This is a genomic window from Pseudomonas sp. 05N432, from assembly GCF_056396945.1.
The window spans coordinates 244550-262781 of the sequence record NZ_JBFTMM010000019.1 but is presented as its reverse complement, the minus strand read 5'-3'; the positions used below and the strand labels follow the sequence as shown (position 1 = coordinate 262781).

The 18232-nt window shown below is 59.4% G+C and carries 15 protein-coding genes; 9 read left to right on the top strand and 6 right to left on the bottom strand.

The features are described from left to right. Positions 1–57 precede the first annotated feature (57 nt). Positions 58–2109, bottom strand: a complete 2052-nt coding sequence (gene metG, locus AC1DHT_RS22365; protein ID WP_477761474.1) for a methionine--tRNA ligase — start codon at positions 2107–2109, stop codon at positions 58–60. A gap of 292 nt (positions 2110–2401) precedes the next feature. On the opposite strand from metG, the gene apbC reads away from it, so the two are divergent. Continuing rightward, positions 2402–3496 (top strand): iron-sulfur cluster carrier protein ApbC, encoded by a 1095-nt coding sequence (gene apbC, locus AC1DHT_RS22360; protein ID WP_427536228.1) that lies wholly within the window; start codon positions 2402–2404, stop codon positions 3494–3496. 133 nt (positions 3497–3629) lie between these two features. Here the strand turns inward: apbC and AC1DHT_RS22355 are convergent, their stop codons facing one another. After that, positions 3630–4388, bottom strand: a complete 759-nt coding sequence (locus AC1DHT_RS22355; RefSeq protein ID WP_427536226.1) for an SDR family oxidoreductase — start codon at positions 4386–4388, stop codon at positions 3630–3632. 164 nt (positions 4389–4552) lie between these two features. On the opposite strand from AC1DHT_RS22355, the gene AC1DHT_RS22350 reads away from it, so the two are divergent. The 8 genes from AC1DHT_RS22350 (at position 4553) to AC1DHT_RS22315 (ending at position 11329) form a co-directional block, all read left to right on the top strand. Continuing rightward, positions 4553–5284: a HugZ family pyridoxamine 5'-phosphate oxidase gene (locus tag AC1DHT_RS22350; RefSeq protein ID WP_054593793.1), complete on the top strand. Its 732-nt coding sequence runs from the start codon at positions 4553–4555 to the stop codon at positions 5282–5284. 66 nt (positions 5285–5350) lie between these two features. Then, positions 5351–5827, top strand: coding sequence for an FxsA family protein (locus tag AC1DHT_RS22345; RefSeq protein WP_427536223.1), 477 nt, complete (start codon positions 5351–5353; stop codon positions 5825–5827). Positions 5828–6100: 273 nt separating this feature from the next. Then, positions 6101–6394, top strand: coding sequence for a co-chaperone GroES (locus AC1DHT_RS22340; RefSeq protein ID WP_008032125.1), 294 nt, complete (start codon positions 6101–6103; stop codon positions 6392–6394). A 49-nt stretch (positions 6395–6443) separates the two neighbouring features. Further along, a complete protein-coding gene (gene groL / locus AC1DHT_RS22335) occupies positions 6444–8087 on the top strand; it encodes a chaperonin GroEL (protein ID WP_054593791.1) in 1644 nt (547 codons plus the stop codon). A gap of 216 nt (positions 8088–8303) precedes the next feature. Continuing rightward, positions 8304–8987 carry a two-component system response regulator ColR gene (colR, locus tag AC1DHT_RS22330; protein WP_054593790.1) on the top strand — a complete coding sequence of 228 codons (684 nt, stop codon included), beginning with the start codon at positions 8304–8306 and terminating at the stop codon, positions 8985–8987. Then, entirely contained in the window at positions 8977–10257 is a 1281-nt protein-coding gene (locus tag AC1DHT_RS22325) for a sensor histidine kinase (protein WP_427536218.1), read from the top strand. The genes colR and AC1DHT_RS22325 overlap by 11 nt, the downstream gene beginning before the upstream one ends. A 122-nt stretch (positions 10258–10379) precedes the next feature. Then, complete coding sequence (locus AC1DHT_RS22320) at positions 10380–11093, top strand: lipopolysaccharide kinase InaA family protein (RefSeq protein WP_477761473.1); 714 nt, start codon at positions 10380–10382, stop codon at positions 11091–11093. A gap of 2 nt (positions 11094–11095) precedes the next feature. Further along, entirely contained in the window at positions 11096–11329 is a 234-nt protein-coding gene (locus AC1DHT_RS22315) for a hypothetical protein (protein WP_427536215.1), read from the top strand. Between the two features lie 194 nt (positions 11330–11523). On the opposite strand, the gene AC1DHT_RS22310 is transcribed toward AC1DHT_RS22315, so the two are convergent. The 4 genes from AC1DHT_RS22310 to AC1DHT_RS22295 form a co-directional block, all read right to left on the bottom strand. Continuing rightward, a complete protein-coding gene (locus AC1DHT_RS22310) occupies positions 11524–14550 on the bottom strand; it encodes a multidrug efflux RND transporter permease subunit (RefSeq protein ID WP_427536213.1) in 3027 nt (1008 codons plus the stop codon). A gap of 13 nt (positions 14551–14563) precedes the next feature. Beyond that, entirely contained in the window at positions 14564–15715 is a 1152-nt protein-coding gene (locus AC1DHT_RS22305; RefSeq protein WP_427536211.1) for an efflux RND transporter periplasmic adaptor subunit, read from the bottom strand. Positions 15716–16015: 300 nt separating this feature from the next. Continuing rightward, positions 16016–17113 (bottom strand): DUF1513 domain-containing protein, encoded by a 1098-nt coding sequence (locus AC1DHT_RS22300; protein ID WP_427536209.1) that lies wholly within the window; start codon positions 17111–17113, stop codon positions 16016–16018. 14 nt (positions 17114–17127) lie between these two features. After that, complete coding sequence (locus AC1DHT_RS22295) at positions 17128–18192, bottom strand: imelysin family protein (RefSeq protein ID WP_427536207.1); 1065 nt, start codon at positions 18190–18192, stop codon at positions 17128–17130. Positions 18193–18232 lie beyond the last annotated feature (40 nt).

The window sequence follows — 18232 nt, the reverse complement described above, 5'->3', positions numbered from 1 at the left end:
ATGAAAATCCCACCGCCGCGAGTMAACGCGACGGTGGGATCGGTTCAGTCAGGCAACTTACTTGATGCGCTGACCCGGCTTGGCGCCGCTGTCCGGGCTCAACAGGTAGATTTCTTGGCCGCCAGGGCCTGCCGCCATGACCATGCCTTCGGAGATCCCGAAACGCATTTTGCGTGGCTTGAGGTTGGCGATCATCATCGTCAGACGACCTTCAAGCTTGGCCGGGTCCGGATAAGCGCTCTTGATGCCGGAGAACACGTTGCGTTGCTCGTCACCGATATCCAGGGTCAGGCGCAGCAGCTTGTCCGCGCCTTCCACGGCTTCGGCCTTGAGGATCAGGGCCACCCGCAGGTCGACCGCGGCAAAGGTATCGAACTCGATCTCTGGCGACAGCGGATCCTTGGCCAGCTCGCCATTCCCTTGTGGGGCGGCATCGCCGGTGTCGGTCTGGCTGGCGGCCAGGTCTTCTTTCGAAGCGTCGGTCATGGCTTGTACCTTGACTGGGTCGATACGGGTCATCAGCGGTTTGAACTCGTTCAGTTGATGGTTGCTGAGCAGGGTTGCGTGATCGTTCCAGGTCAGCGGTGCGACGTTGAGGAACGTCTCGGCATCGGCGGCCAGCAACGGCAGCACGGGCTTGAGGAAGATCACCAGTTGGCGGAACAGGTTGACGCCCAGGGCGCAGATCGCCTGGACTTCGTCTTGCTTGCCTTCCTGTTTGTTCAGCGACCATGGCGCCTTGTCGRCGATCCAGGCGTTGGCACGGTCGGCCAGGCCCATGATTTCACGCATGGCACGGGCGAAGTCGCGAGCCTCGTAAGCCTCGGCGATGCTTGGCGCAGCAGCCAGGAACGCTTCGGTCAGTTCTGGCGCGGCATTACCGGCCACCAGCACACCGGCGTTGCCTTTGTGGATGAAGCCTGCGCAGCGGCTGGCGATGTTGACGACTTTGCCCACCAGGTCGGAGTTGACCTTCTGCACGAAGTCTTCGAGGTTCAGGTCCAGGTCGTCGACGCCACGGCCGAGTTTGGAGGCGTAGTAGTAGCGCAGGTATTCCGGCGACAGGTGGTCCAGGTAGGTCCGGGCCTTGATGAAGGTGCCGCGGGACTTGGACATTTTCTGGCCATTGACGGTCAGGTAGCCGTGTACGTTGATACCGGTCGGCTTGCGGTAGCCCGCGCCTTCGAGCATGGCTGGCCAGAACAGCGCGTGGAAATTGACGATGTCCTTGCCGATGAAGTGGTACAGCTCGGCGGTGGAGTCTTTGGCCCAGTACGTGTCGAAGTCCAGTTCAGGACGACGTGCGCAGAGGTTCTTGAAGCTCGCCATGTAGCCGATTGGCGCGTCGAGCCAGACATAGAAGTATTTGCCTGGCTCGTCGGGGATTTCGAAACCGAAGTACGGCGCATCGCGGGATATGTCCCACTGTTGCAGGCCGACATCCAGCCATTCGGCGATCTTGTTCGCAACCGCGTCTTGCAGGGTGCCGCTGCGGGTCCATTCCTGCAGCATCTGCTGGAAGTCCGGCAGCTTGAAGAAGAAGTGCTGGGAATCCTTGAGTACCGGCGTGGCGCCCGAGATCGCCGACTTCGGATCCTTCAGGTCAGTCGGCGCGTAGGTGGCACCGCATTTTTCGCAGTTGTCGCCGTACTGGTCTTCAGTGCCGCACTTCGGGCAGGTGCCCTTGATGAAGCGGTCGGCCAGGAACATTTTCTTTTCCGGGTCGAAATACTGGGTGATCGAACGCGTGGCAATGTGCCCGGCGTCACGCAGCTTCAGGTAGATCTGGCTCGACAGCTCACGGTTTTCTTCGGAGTGAGTGGAGTGGAAATTGTCGAAGTCCACCAGGAACTCGGCAAAGTCGGCGCTGTGTTCAGCCTGGACGTTGGCGATCAGTTGTTCCGGGGTGATGCCTTCTTTTTCTGCGCGCAGCATGATGGCCGAACCGTGGGCGTCGTCCGCGCAGACATACGTGCATTGATTGCCGCGATGCTTCTGGAAGCGCACCCACATATCGGTCTGGATGTACTCAAGCATATGGCCAAGGTGGATTGAACCATTGGCATAGGGCAGGGCGCTGGTGACGAGGATCTTGCGTGGCTCGGACATGGGGCTCGGCTACTTGATGAAACGGAGGTCGGCCACTATAAAGCGCCGGCGCATATTTTTCACCCTTCAGGCCTGTTTCCCGATGCATCGCTGCGAATATCTGTGGCGAGGGAGCTTGCTCCCGCTGGGTGGCGAAGCCGCCCCAAATCAGGCGACACCGAGCTGTCAGTATCACCGCGTCGATAAAGTTACGGCTGCTGCGCACCCGAGCGGGAGCAAGCTCCCTCGCCACAAATGAGTGTCCGGCGTAGGATACCCGTCTGATTTTCCAGCCTTGTTATCGGAGTTGCCCATGAGCGCCGTCAATCGCGCAGCGGTGGAAGCCGTCCTTCGTCAGTACACCGACCCTTACTTGAACCAGGATCCGGTCAGCGCCGGTTGCCTGCGCAGCATCGACATCCAGGGCGACCGCGTCAGCGTTCAGCTGGAACTGGGCTACGCCGCCGGCCTGTTCAAGAGTGGCTGGGCGCAAATGCTGCAAATGGCGATCGAAGGCCTGGATGGCGTGACCTCGGCCAAAGTCGACATCACTACTGTGATTGCCGCGCACAAGGCGCAGGCGCAGATTCCAGGCCTGGCCAACGTCAAGAACGTGGTCGCCGTGGCGTCCGGCAAGGGCGGCGTGGGCAAATCCACCACCGCCGCCAACCTTGCGTTGGCGCTGGCCCGTGAAGGCGCCAAGGTCGGGATCCTCGATGCTGATATCTATGGTCCGAGCCAGGGCATCATGTTCGGCATCCCGGAAGGCACCCGACCGAAGATCAAGGACCAGAAGTGGTTCGTGCCGATCGAGTCGCATGGCGTTGAAGTCATGTCCATGGCGTTTTTGACCGACGACAACACGCCGATGGTCTGGCGTGGCCCGATGGTTTCCGGCGCCTTGCTGCAACTGGTGACGCAGACGGCCTGGAGCGATCTGGATTATCTGGTGATCGACATGCCGCCGGGCACCGGTGACATTCAGTTGACCCTGGCGCAAAAAGTCCCGGTGGCCGGTGCGGTGATCGTCACCACGCCGCAGGATCTGGCATTGCTGGACGCCCGCAAAGGCGTGGAGATGTTCCGCAAGGTCAACATTCCAGTGCTCGGCGTGGTGGAAAACATGGCCGTGCACATCTGCTCCAACTGCGGTCATGCCGAGCACCTGTTCGGTGAAGGCGGCGGCGAGAAGCTGGCCAGCCAATATGGTGTCGAACTGCTGGCATCACTGCCGCTGTCGATGTTGATTCGCGAGCAGGCTGACGGCGGCAAGCCAACGGTGATCGCCGAACCGGACAGCCAGATCGCCATGGTCTACCAGGAACTGGCCCGTCACGTCGGTGCGCGGATTGTCTTGCAGGAAGCCGCCACGCCAGCGATGCCGAACATCACCGTCAGCGACGATTGATATCTGTCAAATTGACGCTGATTAAATGTGGGAGCGGGTTTGCTCGCGAATGCGGTCAATCAGTCAACTTATCGGTTGAATGACACACCGCTTTCGCGAGCAAGCCCGCTCCCACAGTTGTTTTGTGTACGGCTTAAATCCGCAAACCGCCATCCATCTCCAGGATCCGGCCGGTGTAATAGTCGTTCTCGAAGATGTACGCCGCCGAATGGGCGATCTCTTCGGGCTTGCCCATTCGCTTGAGCGGAATCCCGGAGGTCATTTTCTCCAGCGCTTCAGGCTTCATGCTCAGGGTCATTTCGGTTTCGATGAAGCCCGGCGCAATACCGGCCACGCGAATGCCATAGCGTGCCAGTTCCTTGGCCCAGGTCACGGTGGCCGCAGCAACCCCGGCCTTGGCGGCGGAGTAGTTGGTCTGGCCGACGTTGCCGGCGCGGGAGATCGAGGAGATGTTGACGATCGCGCCGCTGGTCTTCAGCTCGATCATTTTCGCCGCCACTTCACGGGTGCACAGGAATACGCCGGTCAGGTTGACGTCGATCACGGCCTGCCACTGTGCCAGGCTCAGCTTGGTCATTTCGCCATCCTTGACCTTGATCAGCAGGCCATCGCGCAGAATCCCGGCGTTATTGATCAGGCCGTGGATCACGCCGAAGTCTTCGGCAACCTGGGCGACCATGTGCGTCACCTGTTCTTCATTGGCGACGTTGCACAGATAAGCGCGAGCCTCGACACCGGCGGCTTTACAGGCGGCGACGGCCTGGTCGAGTTTTTCCTGGTTGAGGTCGACCAGCGCCAGTTTCGCGCCCTTGGCGGCGAAATACTCGGCCATCGAACGGCCTAAACCCTGGCAACCGCCTGTGATAATGATTACTTTGTCAGTGAGTTTCATTCGCATGCCCCCAATGGCAGGTCAGAGTGGTTTCCTTCAGAGAGCCTCTCGATCTGCACCTGATGTGGCCTGGCTGCACATGAGAACTGCCCGATGGCATTGCTGGAACTTTGTCCCAGGTACCTGTCCGTTTTTTTGACGGATTCTATATAAGGAGTCATAAATTGAGCGTTGAAGCTGCCAAGCATGCCCGAGAATTGCTGCTCAAGGAATACCGCGGAGTGCTCTCGACACACTCCAAGGCGATGCCCGGTTTCCCGTTCGGCTCGGTGGTTCCTTATTGCCTGGACGAGCAGGGCCGGCCGCTGATCCTGATCAGCCGGATCGCCCAGCACACCCACAATCTGCAAAAAGACCCCAAATGCTCATTGCTGGTGGGTGAGCGCGAGGCTGAAGACGTACAGGCCGTTGGTCGCCTGACCTACCTGGCCGAAGCGGAAAAAATCCAGGATCAGGCCGCCATCGATGCCGCCGCCGAGCGTTATTACCGCTATTTCCCGGATTCGCAGAATTATCACAAGGCGCATGATTTCGACTTCTGGGTACTCAAACCGATACGGCATCGCTACATCGGCGGTTTTGGTGCGATTCACTGGGTCGACCAATTGACCCTGGCCAACCCATTCGCCGGCAAGGCCGAAGCGAGCATGATCGAACACATGAACGCCGACCACGCCAAGGCCATCGCCCATTACGTCGAGCTGGCCGGCCTGCCGAAAACCGCACCCGCTCAGTTAGCGGGCATCGACGCCGAAGGCATGCACCTGCGCATTGGCCAGGGGCTGTACTGGTTACCGTTCCCGGAAGTGTGTAATACGCCGACACAAGTACGCGAAGCCTTGGTTTTATTGGCTCACGCCGAGCAATGGCCGAAAAATGCGACAGCCGACGCTTGAAATCACGAAACGGCGACGTCATCTACGTTCTACTTGCAAGGCATTCTTGCGTTGAGGAACCATTTGATGCGCCCTTTTTTATTGCTCTTTCTGCTGTTCCCGGTGTTGGAGCTGTTCGTATTCGTCAAGGTCAGCGCGGCCATCGGGTTTTTCCCGGCGCTGCTGCTGATCATTCTCGGCTCGATGTTCGGCGTGTTTGTGCTGCGCATCGCCGGACTGGCTACCGCATTGCGCGCTCGTGAGAGCCTGAACCGCGGCGAGTTGCCAGCGCAGACCATGCTTGAAGGCCTGATGCTGGCCTTGGGCGGCGGTCTGTTGATCCTGCCAGGTTTCATCAGCAGCGTGATCGGTCTGATCATGATAGTGCCGATCACCCGCCGGCTGCTGGCCAACGCGATGCGCAAGCGCGCCGAAGAGCAGGCAATTCGTCAGCGTGCCTTTGCCGATGATCTGCAACCGCGTGGCGGCCCGGCTCCGCGTCAACCGTTGGGCCGTGAGCCAAACGTGATCGAAGGCGAGTTCGAGCACCGCGACTCCAAGTAACCGCTTCATTCACACGGCACCTTCGCTCGCTGCGTTTTCACACAACCTGTGCGGTGCCGTGTTCGTTTCTGTGGTCGGTGCCGTAAAAAATTTCACTGCCCAGCCCTTGTAATAAGCTTATGCGCCCTTATGTAACGGTCACCGCAAGGTTTCTGGTGAAGATCACCAGACAGACTTCCGCGGTTCGCTTGACGAGCCGCAACCGGCAACGCCGGAATTTAACCCGCCGGGATTACACCGGCCGCTGAAAACCACAATTAGGAGAGATCGACAATGAAGCTTCGTCCTCTGCATGACCGCGTCGTCATCCGTCGCAGCGAAGAAGAAAAGAAAACCGCTGGCGGTATCGTTCTGCCAGGTTCGGCTGCCGAAAAAGCCAACAGCGGTGAAGTCCTTGCTGTAGGTACCGGCCGCGTGCTGGACAACGGTGAAGTGCGTGCGCTGGCCGTGAAAGTGGGTGACAAGGTTGTGTTCGGCCCGTACTCCGGCAGCAACACTGTGAAAGTCGACGGTGAAGACCTGCTGGTAATGGCTGAGAACGAGATTCTCGCTGTTATCGAAGGCTGATTTGCGCTCAATTTCCCGCTACTACAAAAGTATTTAAGGAATATCGATCATGGCTGCTAAAGAAGTTAAATTCGGCGATTCCGCCCGTAAGAAAATGCTCGCCGGTGTCAACGTCCTGGCTGACGCAGTGAAAGCGACCCTGGGCCCTAAAGGCCGTAACGTGATCATCGAGAAGAGCTTCGGCGCTCCGACCATCACCAAGGACGGCGTTTCCGTAGCCAAAGAAATCGAGCTGAAAGACCGTTTCGAAAACATGGGCGCGCAGCTGGTCAAAGACGTTGCCTCCCGTGCCAACGATGACGCAGGCGACGGCACCACCACCGCGACCGTTCTGGCTCAGTCGATCGTCAACGAAGGCCTGAAAGCCGTCGCTGCCGGCATGAACCCGATGGACCTGAAACGCGGTATCGACAAAGCGACCATCGCTATCGTCAAAGAGCTCAAAGCCCTGTCCAAGCCATGCGCTGACACCAAGGCAATCGCTCAGGTCGGCACCATCTCGGCCAACTCCGACAGCTCCATCGGCGACATCATTGCCGAAGCCATGGAAAAAGTCGGTAAAGAAGGCGTGATCACCGTTGAAGAAGGCTCGGGCCTGGAAAACGAACTGTCGGTTGTAGAAGGCATGCAGTTCGACCGTGGCTACCTGTCCCCGTACTTCGTCAACAAGCCAGAGACCATGACCGCCGAACTGGACGGTCCGCTGATCCTGCTGGTCGACAAAAAGATCTCGAACATCCGCGAAATGCTGCCAGTACTGGAAGCCGTTGCCAAAGCCGGTCGTCCTCTGCTGATCGTTGCCGAAGACGTTGAAGGCGAAGCCCTGGCGACTCTGGTTGTGAACAACATGCGCGGCATCGTTAAAGTGGCTGCCGTCAAAGCCCCGGGCTTCGGCGACCGTCGCAAGGCCATGCTGCAGGACATCGCTGTTCTGACTGGCGGTACCGTTATCTCCGAAGAGATCGGCCTGAGCCTGGAAAGCACTACCCTGGAACACCTGGGTAATGCCAAGCGCGTGATCCTGTCCAAAGAAAACACCACTATCATCGACGGTGCTGGCGTTGAGGCTGACATCCAGGCTCGCGTTGTTCAGATCCGTCAACAAGTGGCTGACACTTCGTCCGACTACGACCGTGAAAAACTGCAAGAGCGTCTGGCCAAGCTGTCCGGCGGTGTTGCAGTGATCAAGGTTGGCGCGGGTTCCGAAGTTGAAATGAAAGAGAAGAAAGCCCGCGTTGAAGACGCCCTGCACGCCACCCGTGCAGCCGTTGAAGAAGGCGTGGTACCTGGCGGTGGCGTGGCACTGGTTCGCGCTCTGCAAGCGATCTCCGAGCTGAAAGGCGACAACGATGACCAGAACGTCGGCATCCAGTTGCTGCGTCGCGCTGTTGAAGCGCCACTGCGCCAGATCGTTGCCAACTCCGGCGACGAGCCAAGCGTTGTCGTCGACAAGGTCAAGCAGGGCAAGGGTAACTACGGTTACAACGCTGCTACCGGCGAATACGGCGACATGATCGAAATGGGTATCCTGGACCCGGCTAAAGTGACTCGTTCGGCTCTTCAAGCGGCTTCGTCGATTGCCAGCCTGATGATCACCACCGAAGCCATGATCGCCGAGATCAAGGAAGACGCACCAGCTGGCGGCGGCATGCCAGACATGGGCGGTATGGGCGGCATGGGCGGCATGATGTAAGCCAGCCTTACCCCGTACGAAAAAACCCCGCTGGCGTAAGCCGGCGGGGTTTTTTATTTTCTGTGAAGATGATCGTTCACGCGCAGAGCGTGGGAACGATCAAACCCGACAGGCATTCTGACAGGGCGGATAATCAGACAGCCCTATCCCTGAGTCATTCTTGGCCTTAAGCTGCGCGGTCCAAGACGGCCGTAACTGTGTACGGAGCAAGTGCCCATGCGAATTCTATTGGTTGAAGACAACCGCGACATCCTCGCCAATCTGGCCGATTACCTGGGGCTTAAAGGCTATACCGTGGATTGCGCGCAGGACGGGTTGTCAGGTCTGCACCTGGCGGCCACCGAGCATTACGACCTGATCGTGCTCGACATCATGCTGCCCGGCATTGATGGTTACACCCTGTGCAAACGCCTGCGCGAAGATGCCCGGCGCGATACCCCGGTGATCATGCTGACCGCCCGTGACCAATTGGATGACCGGCTGCAGGGTTTCAAATCCGGTGCCGATGATTACCTGGTCAAACCGTTTGCCCTGTCTGAACTGGCGGCGCGCATCGAGGCGGTCATGCGCCGTACCCAGGGTGGCGGTCGCCGTGCCCTGCAGGTTGGCGATCTGAGCTACGACCTCGACACGCTGGAAGTGACCCGCGAAGGGCGCCTGCTGAAGCTCAACCCGGTAGGGCTCAAGTTGCTGGCGGTGTTGATGCAGAAAAGCCCGCACGTCTTGCGTCGCGAAATACTCGAAGAAGCCCTCTGGGGTGACGACTGTCCGGACAGCGACAGCCTGCGCAGTCATGTCCATCAGTTGCGTCAGGTGATCGACAAGCCGTTCGCCAAACCCTTGCTGCAAACCGTGCACGGCGTCGGCTATCGCCTGGCCGAGGGGCGTGATGGAGTTTAAGCAGAGCCTTGCTCAGCGGATCATTATTGCCTTTGCCTTGATGAGTGCGTTGGTGGCGGGGGCATTCGCCATAGGCATCGTGGCGACCGTGCATCTGGTCGAAGAAAAGCTGATTTCTGCAGGCCTGGGTGGCGATTTACAGCGTTTGCTGTTGATGGACAGTATGGCCGACTGGAGTCATCGTCCCGAACCCGATCAGTTGTTCTACTTCAGTGGCGGCCCTGGCGACTTCGACTTGCCCAGGGACCTGCGGCATCTGAATGCGGGCTTTCATGAAGTATTTCGCGAGCAGCTGTCATACCACGCGCTCGTCGAGATCGTTGACGGCCGACGCTACGTCCTGCTGCAGGATCAAAGCGATTTCGAAGAGCGCGAACGGGTGTTGTTTGCCGTGGTGCTGGTGGGGTTTGTATTAAGTCTGGCATTGGCGGTGTTCCTTGGCTGGGTTCTCGCGCGCAAGGTCATGGCACCGGTGGTCCGGCTGGCGCGCCAGGTGCGTCACCGCGATCAACTGCTCGGCCTGGCACCGCCCTTGGCGCCAGACTATGCCGCCGATGAAGTCGGTGAGCTGGCCGTCGCCTTCGACGCCACGCTGGGCCGATTGCGCCAGGCGCTGAGTCGCGAACGGCTATTCACCAGCGACGTCAGTCACGAACTGCGCACCCCGTTGATGGTTTTGGCCAGCTCCTGCGAACTGTTGCTGGAGAACCCGGACCTCGATCAGCGCAGTCGCAACCAGGTCGAGCGGATCGCCCGTGCCTGTGAAGAGATGCGCGAACTGGTCCAGACCTTCCTGATGCTCGCCCGGGCCAAGCGCGAAGATGCCAGCATGTCGCCGCAACAGACCCTGGGGCGGGTGGCCGAGGACTTGCTCGGCCTGTGGCGCGAGCCGATCGAGGGCAAGGGGCTCATACTGATCTATGAACCCGGTAACCCGACGGACACGCGCTATAACGCGACATTCCTGCACGCGGTCATGGGGAACCTGTTGCGTAATGCCTTGCACTACACCGACAGCGGGTTTATTCGCCTGACCATTCTGCCCCGCGGTTTTCTGGTCGAAGACAGCGGTGTCGGTATTCCTGAAGAGAAGCGTGAAGCGATGTTCGAGCCGTTTGTACGCGGTGGCGAGAAGCGTGGGGACGGGCTTGGGCTGGGCCTGTCGCTGGTGCAGAGGATTTGTGAAAACCAGGGCTGGAGCGTCAGTCTCAGCACCATGGAGCCCAACGGCTGCCGCTTTCATGTCGAGCTGGGCAAGCCGGACGCCTGACGCCTCGGTCACTACCGTAGACGCAGAGTTCAAGCAGGCGGATTTTCGGGTTCAGGAACATTTGGGCTTTATCCCGTTCTATGGTATGCGGCGCGTTTATATATTACGAAAGAGGTAGAAGGATGGCAGTTGAACAGGCATCGGAAATGGAAGTCGCTCCTGCAGACCGCTTCAATTATTTCTGGAATCAGCGCGGTGAATGGGTAGAAGAGCCCAACGTGCGTAGAGGCGGGGAAAGTGGCGTACAGCGTATTCATGCCACCAATGGTCGGCTGTTCTATGCCAAGCGCCAGACAGGGCATATTTATCGTAGCTGGTTGCACCCGTTGGGGCGTCCGACGGTGTTACGTGAGCTTGATGCGCTGAATGGTCTCCGTTCGCTGAATGTTCGAGTGCCTGAGCTGGTGTTCTGTGGCGCCCAGCGTGATCCGGTGCATCAATGGCGAGCGCTGTTGGTGACGGCTGCACTGKATGGTTTTGTCGAGATTGAAGACTGGTATGCCAGCGGCGGGCGCGAACGCCACGGTGAGGCGTTGCATGAGCGGGTGCTGCAAGACCTGGCCGAGAACCTGGCGCGGATGCACAAGGGGCGCTGGCAGCATAGCTGCTTGTATATCAAACATGTTTTTGTGCGCGTCACCGGTGAAGGTGACGCCGCCAGGGCCGAAGTGGCATTGCTCGATCTGGAGAAGTGCCGCCAGCGTCTGACCCGTCGGCAAGCAGCTTCACATGACATGAAACAGCTACGCCGCCACTCGTCGTGGGGCTCGGCAGATTGGGCGAAGCTCATCTACTTTTATAAGAAGGCGTTTGGCAGCTCCATCAAAGGTTTGTAGCCATGAAACTAGAAATTGCTAGGGGGCTATTTTTGGCAGGAGCCTTGGCAGTTGTTTCATTGGCGGTGGTCGGCCTGGAGCAACCACGTACGCAAGTTCTCAGTGCAAAGAATAGCGGCGCGCATTGCCCGCTACCACGGACTGCGAAGTCATCATCCACGGTGACCCATTCCGAAAATGATGAGTTGTTATTGTTCATGCTCGGCATGACTCAGGGAATGAAACACCAGAGTTGACCCCCCTCAGCCCACATCAAAGGCCTCGTATACGCGAGGCCTTTTGTTTTTGAACCCAAATCTTCAATTTGCCGCCATCCCCTGTGGGAGCGAGCCTGCTCGCGATGACGGCTTAACATTCAACAATGATGCCGGCTGTCAGTGAGCTATCGCGAGCAGGTTCGCTCCCACAGGAATAGCTTATGGCGGTMACTTCAGGTCCTGTCGGGTTTGGCCAGCAACGTGTAGATGCAGGGCAGCACGAACAGGGTGAACAGGGTCCCGATCGACATGCCCGTGGCGATCACCATCCCGATATCGTAGCGGCTGACGGCTCCCGCGCCGGTGGCGATGATCAACGGCACCATGCCGAAGACCATGGCAGCGGTGGTCATCAATACCGGACGCAGGCGAATGGCTGCCGCTTGCTCCACGGCTTCGCGGGGTGTCAGGCCCTTGTCCTTGCGCAACTGGTTGGCAAACTGGACGATCAGGATCCCGTGTTTGCTGATCAGTCCGATCAAGGTCACCAATCCGACCTGGGTATAGATATTCATGCTCGACCAGCCCAGGAACAACGGGATCAGTGCGCCGCAAATCGACAGCGGCACGGTCACCAGAATCACCAATGGATCGCGGAAACTTTCGAACTGCGCCGCCAGCACCAGGAAAATGATCGCCAGTGCCAAGGCAAAGGTCACCCACAAGGCGCTGCCTTCCTGAACGAACTGCCGCGAGGCGCCGCCGTAATCGAAGGCATAACCCGGTGGTGCTTCCTCTTTGGCGATTTGGCGCACGGTATCGATTGCCTCACCCATGCTGACCATCGAAACGCCGGAAAGAATCGCTGAGTTGAGTTGCTGGAACTGATTCAGCTGTCGCGGTCGTGCGCGGTCACTGATGTTGATCAAAGTCGACAGGGGCAACAGTTCACCCTTGGTGTTTTTAACGTAGTAGCTGCTCAACCACTCGGGATTGTCCCGGTAAGGCCGTTCGACCTGGGCGATGACCTTGTAACTGCGCCCCTCGATGGTGAAGCGGTTGATCTCGGCTTCCGCCAGCAACGTCGACAGTGTCACGCCCAGATCCTCCATCGAGACGCCCATTTGAGCGGCCTTGGCACGGTCGATATCAACCACCACTTCGGGCTTGTCGAAGGCCAGGTCGATGTCGAGGAACGCGAACTTGCCGGACTCCAGGGCACGCTTCTTCACCCGATTGACCAGCTCCAGCAATGGCTCGTAGTCATTGGCGGTGTTGATCACAAACTGGAACGGCAAACCTTCACCCGTGCCCGGAAGAGAGGGCAGGTTGAAGCCGAAGATTTGCAGGCCGGCGATGCTCGAAAGCTTTTGCTGCACCTCTGGCAGAATCTGCATCTGGGTTCGTTTGCGCTCATTCCAGGGTTTGAGCAGGAAACCGCCAATACCTGACTGTACGCCGTTGAATCCGTTGATCTGGAAGGACGAGTAGTACTCGGGAAACGCCTTGAATATCGCGAGGAATTCGTCGGTGTAGGTATTCAGGTAATCCAGGTTGGCCGTTTGCGGGGCGTTTGCCATCATGAAAATGACGCCCTGGTCTTCATCCGGTGCCAGTTCCGACTTGGTGAACTTGAGCAACACCGGGATCAGGCACAGCACGATCACGGCAAACACCAGCACCACCGGCCGGGTATTGAGCGTGCCGTGCAGGACACTTTGATAACGACGCTTGAGCCCTTCGAAAATCAGATCGAGACGATGCGCCAGGCCTGACGGGTTTTCATCGTGACGCAAGAGCAGCGCACACATCATCGGCGACAGCGTCAGGGCAACGATCCCGGAGATCACCACGGCGCCGGCCAGGGTCAGCGCGAACTCCTTGAACAGAGCACCGGTCAGGCCCGTCAGAAAACCGATGGGCGCATAGACCGCCGCCAGGGTGATGGTCATCGAGACCACCGGCATGGCGATTTCCCGGGCGCCTTCGAGGGCGGCGCTCAGCGGTGTTTTACCTTCTTCTATGTGTCGGTGAATGTTTTCGACCACGACGATGGCGTCGTCCACCACCAGGCCGATGGCCAGCACCATCGCCAGCAACGTCAGCAGGTTGATCGAGTAGCCCATTAGTTGCATGAAGAACATCACGCCGATCATCGACAGCGGAATGGTCACCACCGGGATCAATACCGAACGCAGCGCACCCAGGAACAGGAACACCACGACAATCACGATCAGCACGGCTTCGAAGAGAGTTTTAACCACTTCGTTGATCGAGGCCTGAATGAACAACGTGGCGTCGTAGGCGATTTCAGCCTTGAGGGTAGGGGGCAGTTGGGATTCCAGCTCCGGCATGAGCTTGCGCACTTCCTTGATCACGTCCAGCGGGTTGGCGGCTGGTGTGGCCTTGATCCCGATGTACACCGACGGCGTACCGCCAAAGGAGCTGACGGAGTTGTAGTTCTCGGCGCCCATTTCCACGCGCGCCACGTCGCTGAGCAGTACCCGGCTGTCGCCGTCGATTTTCAGCGGAATGGCGGCGAAGGCTTCGGCGCTCTTCAATTCGGTGTTGGCATTGATGCTGGTGACGACGTACTCACCTTTGACTTCACCGGCAGCGGACAGAAAGTTGTACTGGCGCACTGCGTTACCGACATCACTGGCGCTCAAGCCGAAACCGGCGAGTTTTACCGGGTCGAGCCAAAGACGCATGGCAAACACCTGGTTGCCGAGAATGGCCGCTTCAGCCATGCCGGGAAGAGTGGCGAGCTTGGGCTGGATCACCCGCGACAGGTAGTCGGTGATCTGCGGGTTGCTCAATTCCTTGCTGTAAAAACTCATGTACATCAGCGCCGAGGCCCCTGCGGCCTCCTTGCTCAGCACCGGGTCTTCAGCGTCTTTGGGCAGCTTGTTCTTGACCTCGTTGGCCTTGGCCAGCAGTTCGGTGAACAGTCGGTCGCTGTTGGAGCCGATGCGTGCATAGATTGAAATCACCGAGAAGTTCTGGCGGCTGACCGAGGTCATGTAATCGATGCCTTCGGCACTGGCCAGGCTTTGCTGCAAGGGTTGGGTGATGTAGCCCTGAATGGTTTCGGCGTTGGCGCCGGGGTAGGCCGTGGTCACCGTGATCAGCGCGTTCTCCATTTGCGGATATTGGCGCAGCGGCAGTTTGCTCCAGGCCTGGAAGCCCAGCAGCACAATCAGCAGGCTGACCACGGTGGCGAGCACCGGGCGGCGAATGAACGGATCGGTAAAAGCCATGGGAATTCCTTGATCAGTTCGTGCGCGGTTGGCTGGTCTGCACGGCTGGCAGGTTCTTGTCGGGGCTGACGACAATGTGCGTGCCGTTGTCGAGTTTGATCTGGCCGGCACTCACCACTTGCTCGCCGTTCTGCAAGCCTTTGTTGATCGTCACCAGGCCTTCGCGACGCTCGCCGGTTTCGATGAAGCGCCGTTCGGCGATCAGGATCGGCTGGCCCTGGTCGTCTTTCTCGACGTTGCCGTTCGCGTCCTTCTTCTGGGCGACCACGTAGAGCGAGTTGCCATAGAGGGTGTAGGTGATCGCGCCTTCCGGTACGACGATTCTGGGTTGCGGGTCCGGCAGTATGACCTGCAGGCTGGCGAACATGCCCGGCAGCAATTTGTCGTCAAGGTTGGCGAGAGTGGCACGTACCAGCACGTTGCGGGTGCTGCTCTCGACCTTGGGGTTGATCGCGCTGATGACACCGGGGAAGTTCAGGGTCGGGTAGGCTGGGACCGTGATTTGAACCGCCTGGCCGAGGGCGATTTTCGGCACCGATTGTTCCGGCACGAAGAAGTCGACGTAAAGGCTGCTCAAGTCCTGCAGGGTGGCGATGACCGTGCCGCTGGGCAGGAAGTCGCCGACATCCACCTGACGAATGCCGATGGTGCCGCTGAAGGGCGCGACGATGTGTTTCTTCGCCAGCGCAGCCTTGAGCTGATTGACGGTGGCCTTGTTCTTGGCGAGCACTGCGGTGAGCCGGTCGAACTCGCCCTTGGAGATCGCCTGACTGCCGACCAGTTGACTGCCACGGCCGTAATCCAGTTGCGCCAGGCCAAGGTCGGCCTGGGCGGTTTCCAGAAAGGCACTTTCAACGGCGCTGTCGAGCTGCACGAGCGGTTGGCCGGCCTTGACCTTCTGCCCGGATTCGAACTGCACGTCCTTGACCGTACCGGCAATCTCCAGGCTCAGGTTGACCCCTTGCAGCGCCTTGAGGGTACCGACCGTGGGCAAGCGCGACTGCCAGGGCCGTTCGGTGGCCGTGGCCACGGCAACGCTCACCGGTGGTCTTGGCACAGCGAAGGTCTGGATCATCTTGTAGATGGAGAAGGCCTTGTAGCCTCCCAGCATCAGGACGATCAACAGCACGACACCCAACATGATCAGCATGCGGCGACGCAGCATATTCCACTTCCTTGGAAAAAATCAGGCGAGACAGACCGAACATTACTCCGTGTATGCAGGTGATTCCAGACAGCATTCTCTCGGCGGTCACACCTGACCCGTAGCAGCTGCCGAAGGCTGCGTTCGGCTCGGTCCGCGCTCGGGCGCAGCAGTCGTAAAATCATGCGCCGCGGTGTGTCAGGCTCAACCGTGGCTGCAGGATTTACGACCGCTTCGCGCTCGAACGCAGGCTGCGCCAGCTGCTACAGGGGGTATCAGGCCAGATTGAGCGTGGGAACGATCAATTTGGCAGCGCGGGTTTCAAACCAGATGCAGGTGGTTATCCCAAAGCCCTGCGGGGAGTTCGAGGGGTTTTGCCATCAGCGGTGTCTGCCGGCAATCATAGAAACGGCAACGCCCTTGCCCCGAGGTCACGACAAAGCCATCGGCCACTGCCCCGACACCGGCACAGTCGGGCAGTGGTGCATCGAGGCGCACTTCGCCGCTGTCCAGGTCCCAGATGAAAAAGCGGTTGCCGCGCGGCGCGGTGAGCGCCACCAGCCGCAAGTCACTGTGCACCGCGACGCTCGCGGTGTAGTGCCCCATGGCCTGCAACTGGTGCTCGGCCACCGGGAACGCGACAAAAGGCTGGCCGGGACGCTTGATCGCCAGCAGCTCGGATGATTCGTGCGCGGCGCCCATGAACTGCTGGCCGGTGACGATGGTGCCGTCGCTGGCGATCCCCATGTGACGCACGCTGTTCATCTGCTGGGCCAGGATTTCCTTGCTCAGCAGGCTGCCATCGCGCTGCATCAGCACCAGGCTGGGTTGCATGGCGTCGAGGTTCATCTCGACCCGGCTTTCGGCTTCGGTACGAATCCCGCCATTGGCCACCACCAGGGTTTCACCGTCGGGCATCCATGACACCTGATGCGGGCCGATGCCGTGGGTGGAAATCTCACCGCTGTAAACCAACCGCTGACCCTCGAAACGGTATACCCCGAGCAGGCCGCGCCCCGGGTCGCTGGTGTCGTTTTCGGTGGTGTACAGCCAGTCGCCGCTTTTATGAATAACCGCGTGACCGTAGAAGTGCCGGTTCGGTTGCGACACCACGGTTTGCAGCAGCGTACCGTCACGCAGATCGACCAGATAACTCTCGGTGCCCGGTCGCCGCGCGACGAACAGGGCTATCGGCAGAGCAGGGTGGTTGATGATGTCGTGGCAGCGCTGGCCGACTTCGGTGGCGAACACCCGAGTGCCGTCCAGCCGATAGCCGACGGCGTAATGTTTGCCGTCGCTGTCGTCGCGCGCCGAAAGCAGCAAAGGACCGTGGTCCTTTTGCTTGAACAGTTTCCAGCCGCCCAGCGTCACGGCGCCCAGCAACAAACTGCCTAATGTCAGAGCCTGACGTCGCAGCATGGCGCTACCCCTCATCAGTCACCGTCGTTGGCGTTGAAGCCGAGTTGGATGCCCAGCGCCTTGGCCAGTTCACCTTCGTGCAGGCGATGGACGACGTTGAGGCTGTCGTAAAGGTCGTTGAGTTGCTGGCGACCGGCATCGTCGGTGAGCATTTCGGTCAGCGAGCGCTGGCTGCTTTCGAACAGTTTCAACGACGCGGTATAGGCGGCATCGATCTTGTCCGCCAGCGGCTTTTGCTCGACCGGCAACAGGCCACGCAGGCCCTTGTTGTCGACACCGACCCAGACCGTTTGGGCGGCAGCCAGACTCGATTCCATACTTTGCAGCGACGACTGACTGCGCCATGCATCGGCCTGGAACGGCTGTGGAATGCCCTTGGTCTGACGACCCATCGGCGTGCCGAGTTTTTTCTTCAGGGTATCCAGTGCCGTCACTTGAGCGCGCAGCAAATCGGCGATCGCTTCGTGGGAATCGGCGTAACGCTGGTTCGGGAATTTGCTCATCTGGGCCAGCATGCCGTCGGTGCTGTTCCAGCTCGCGAGGATCTCTTCGGCCAGCTGTTTCTGACGCTCGCCGATGGCCGTCAGCAGTGGGCAGTAACGGGCTTTTTGCGCGGCGTCGGCCACGTTGGTTTTTTCGTCGAACAGAATGTACTCATAGGCCGAGAGGCCCTGCACGACAACGCTGGATTTGGCCAGCGCAGCGGCATCGATCTGCGGTTGCGCGGTGACCAGTTGCTCGACCTGACGGCCGACCAGGTTTTTCTTGTCCGGCCAGAACTGCACCTGCCAGGAGCGATTGCCTTCGGCCAGTGGGCCGACCAGCAACGGTTGCAATTGTGCCCAGGCTTTTTGTGCATGGAGGAAATCGGCGCGAGCCGTTGCAAGGTCCACCTTGCCTTCGCAGTAGGCCAGCGCACTGACGGCCAATTGGCGGTCGGCTTCAACCCAGCGACTGTAGGTCGGCAGGATCACTTGCTTGGCGATGGCAGCAGAGGTAACAGCTTGAGGGTCCTGGGGCGAGCAGGCACCCAGGACGAGTGCGGCAAGGCTGGTGAACAACAGCTTGGGGCGGAACATGTCGGGCTCCCTTTTTATGGGCAAAAACGTAGGGGAAAGG

Bases quoted from the DNA above. Each gene is read 5' to 3' on its own strand.
- apbC (WP_427536228.1), top strand. From the start codon at position 2,402: ATGAGCGCCGTCAATCGCGCAGCGGTGGAAGCCGTCCTTCGTCAGTAC.
- AC1DHT_RS22355 (WP_427536226.1), bottom strand. From the start codon at position 4,388: ATGAAACTCACTGACAAAGTAATCATTATCACAGGCGGTTGCCAGGGT.
- AC1DHT_RS22345 (WP_427536223.1), top strand. From the start codon at position 5,351: ATGCGCCCTTTTTTATTGCTCTTTCTGCTGTTCCCGGTGTTGGAGCTG.
- AC1DHT_RS22340 (WP_008032125.1), top strand. From the start codon at position 6,101: ATGAAGCTTCGTCCTCTGCATGACCGCGTCGTCATCCGTCGCAGCGAA.
- groL (WP_054593791.1), top strand. From the start codon at position 6,444: ATGGCTGCTAAAGAAGTTAAATTCGGCGATTCCGCCCGTAAGAAAATG.
- colR (WP_054593790.1), top strand. From the start codon at position 8,304: ATGCGAATTCTATTGGTTGAAGACAACCGCGACATCCTCGCCAATCTG.
- AC1DHT_RS22325 (WP_427536218.1), top strand. From the start codon at position 8,977: ATGGAGTTTAAGCAGAGCCTTGCTCAGCGGATCATTATTGCCTTTGCC.
- AC1DHT_RS22315 (WP_427536215.1), top strand. From the start codon at position 11,096: ATGAAACTAGAAATTGCTAGGGGGCTATTTTTGGCAGGAGCCTTGGCA.
- AC1DHT_RS22310 (WP_427536213.1), bottom strand. From the start codon at position 14,550: ATGGCTTTTACCGATCCGTTCATTCGCCGCCCGGTGCTCGCCACCGTG.
- AC1DHT_RS22305 (WP_427536211.1), bottom strand. From the start codon at position 15,715: ATGCTGCGTCGCCGCATGCTGATCATGTTGGGTGTCGTGCTGTTGATC.
- AC1DHT_RS22300 (WP_427536209.1), bottom strand. From the start codon at position 17,113: ATGCTGCGACGTCAGGCTCTGACATTAGGCAGTTTGTTGCTGGGCGCC.
- AC1DHT_RS22295 (WP_427536207.1), bottom strand. From the start codon at position 18,192: ATGTTCCGCCCCAAGCTGTTGTTCACCAGCCTTGCCGCACTCGTCCTG.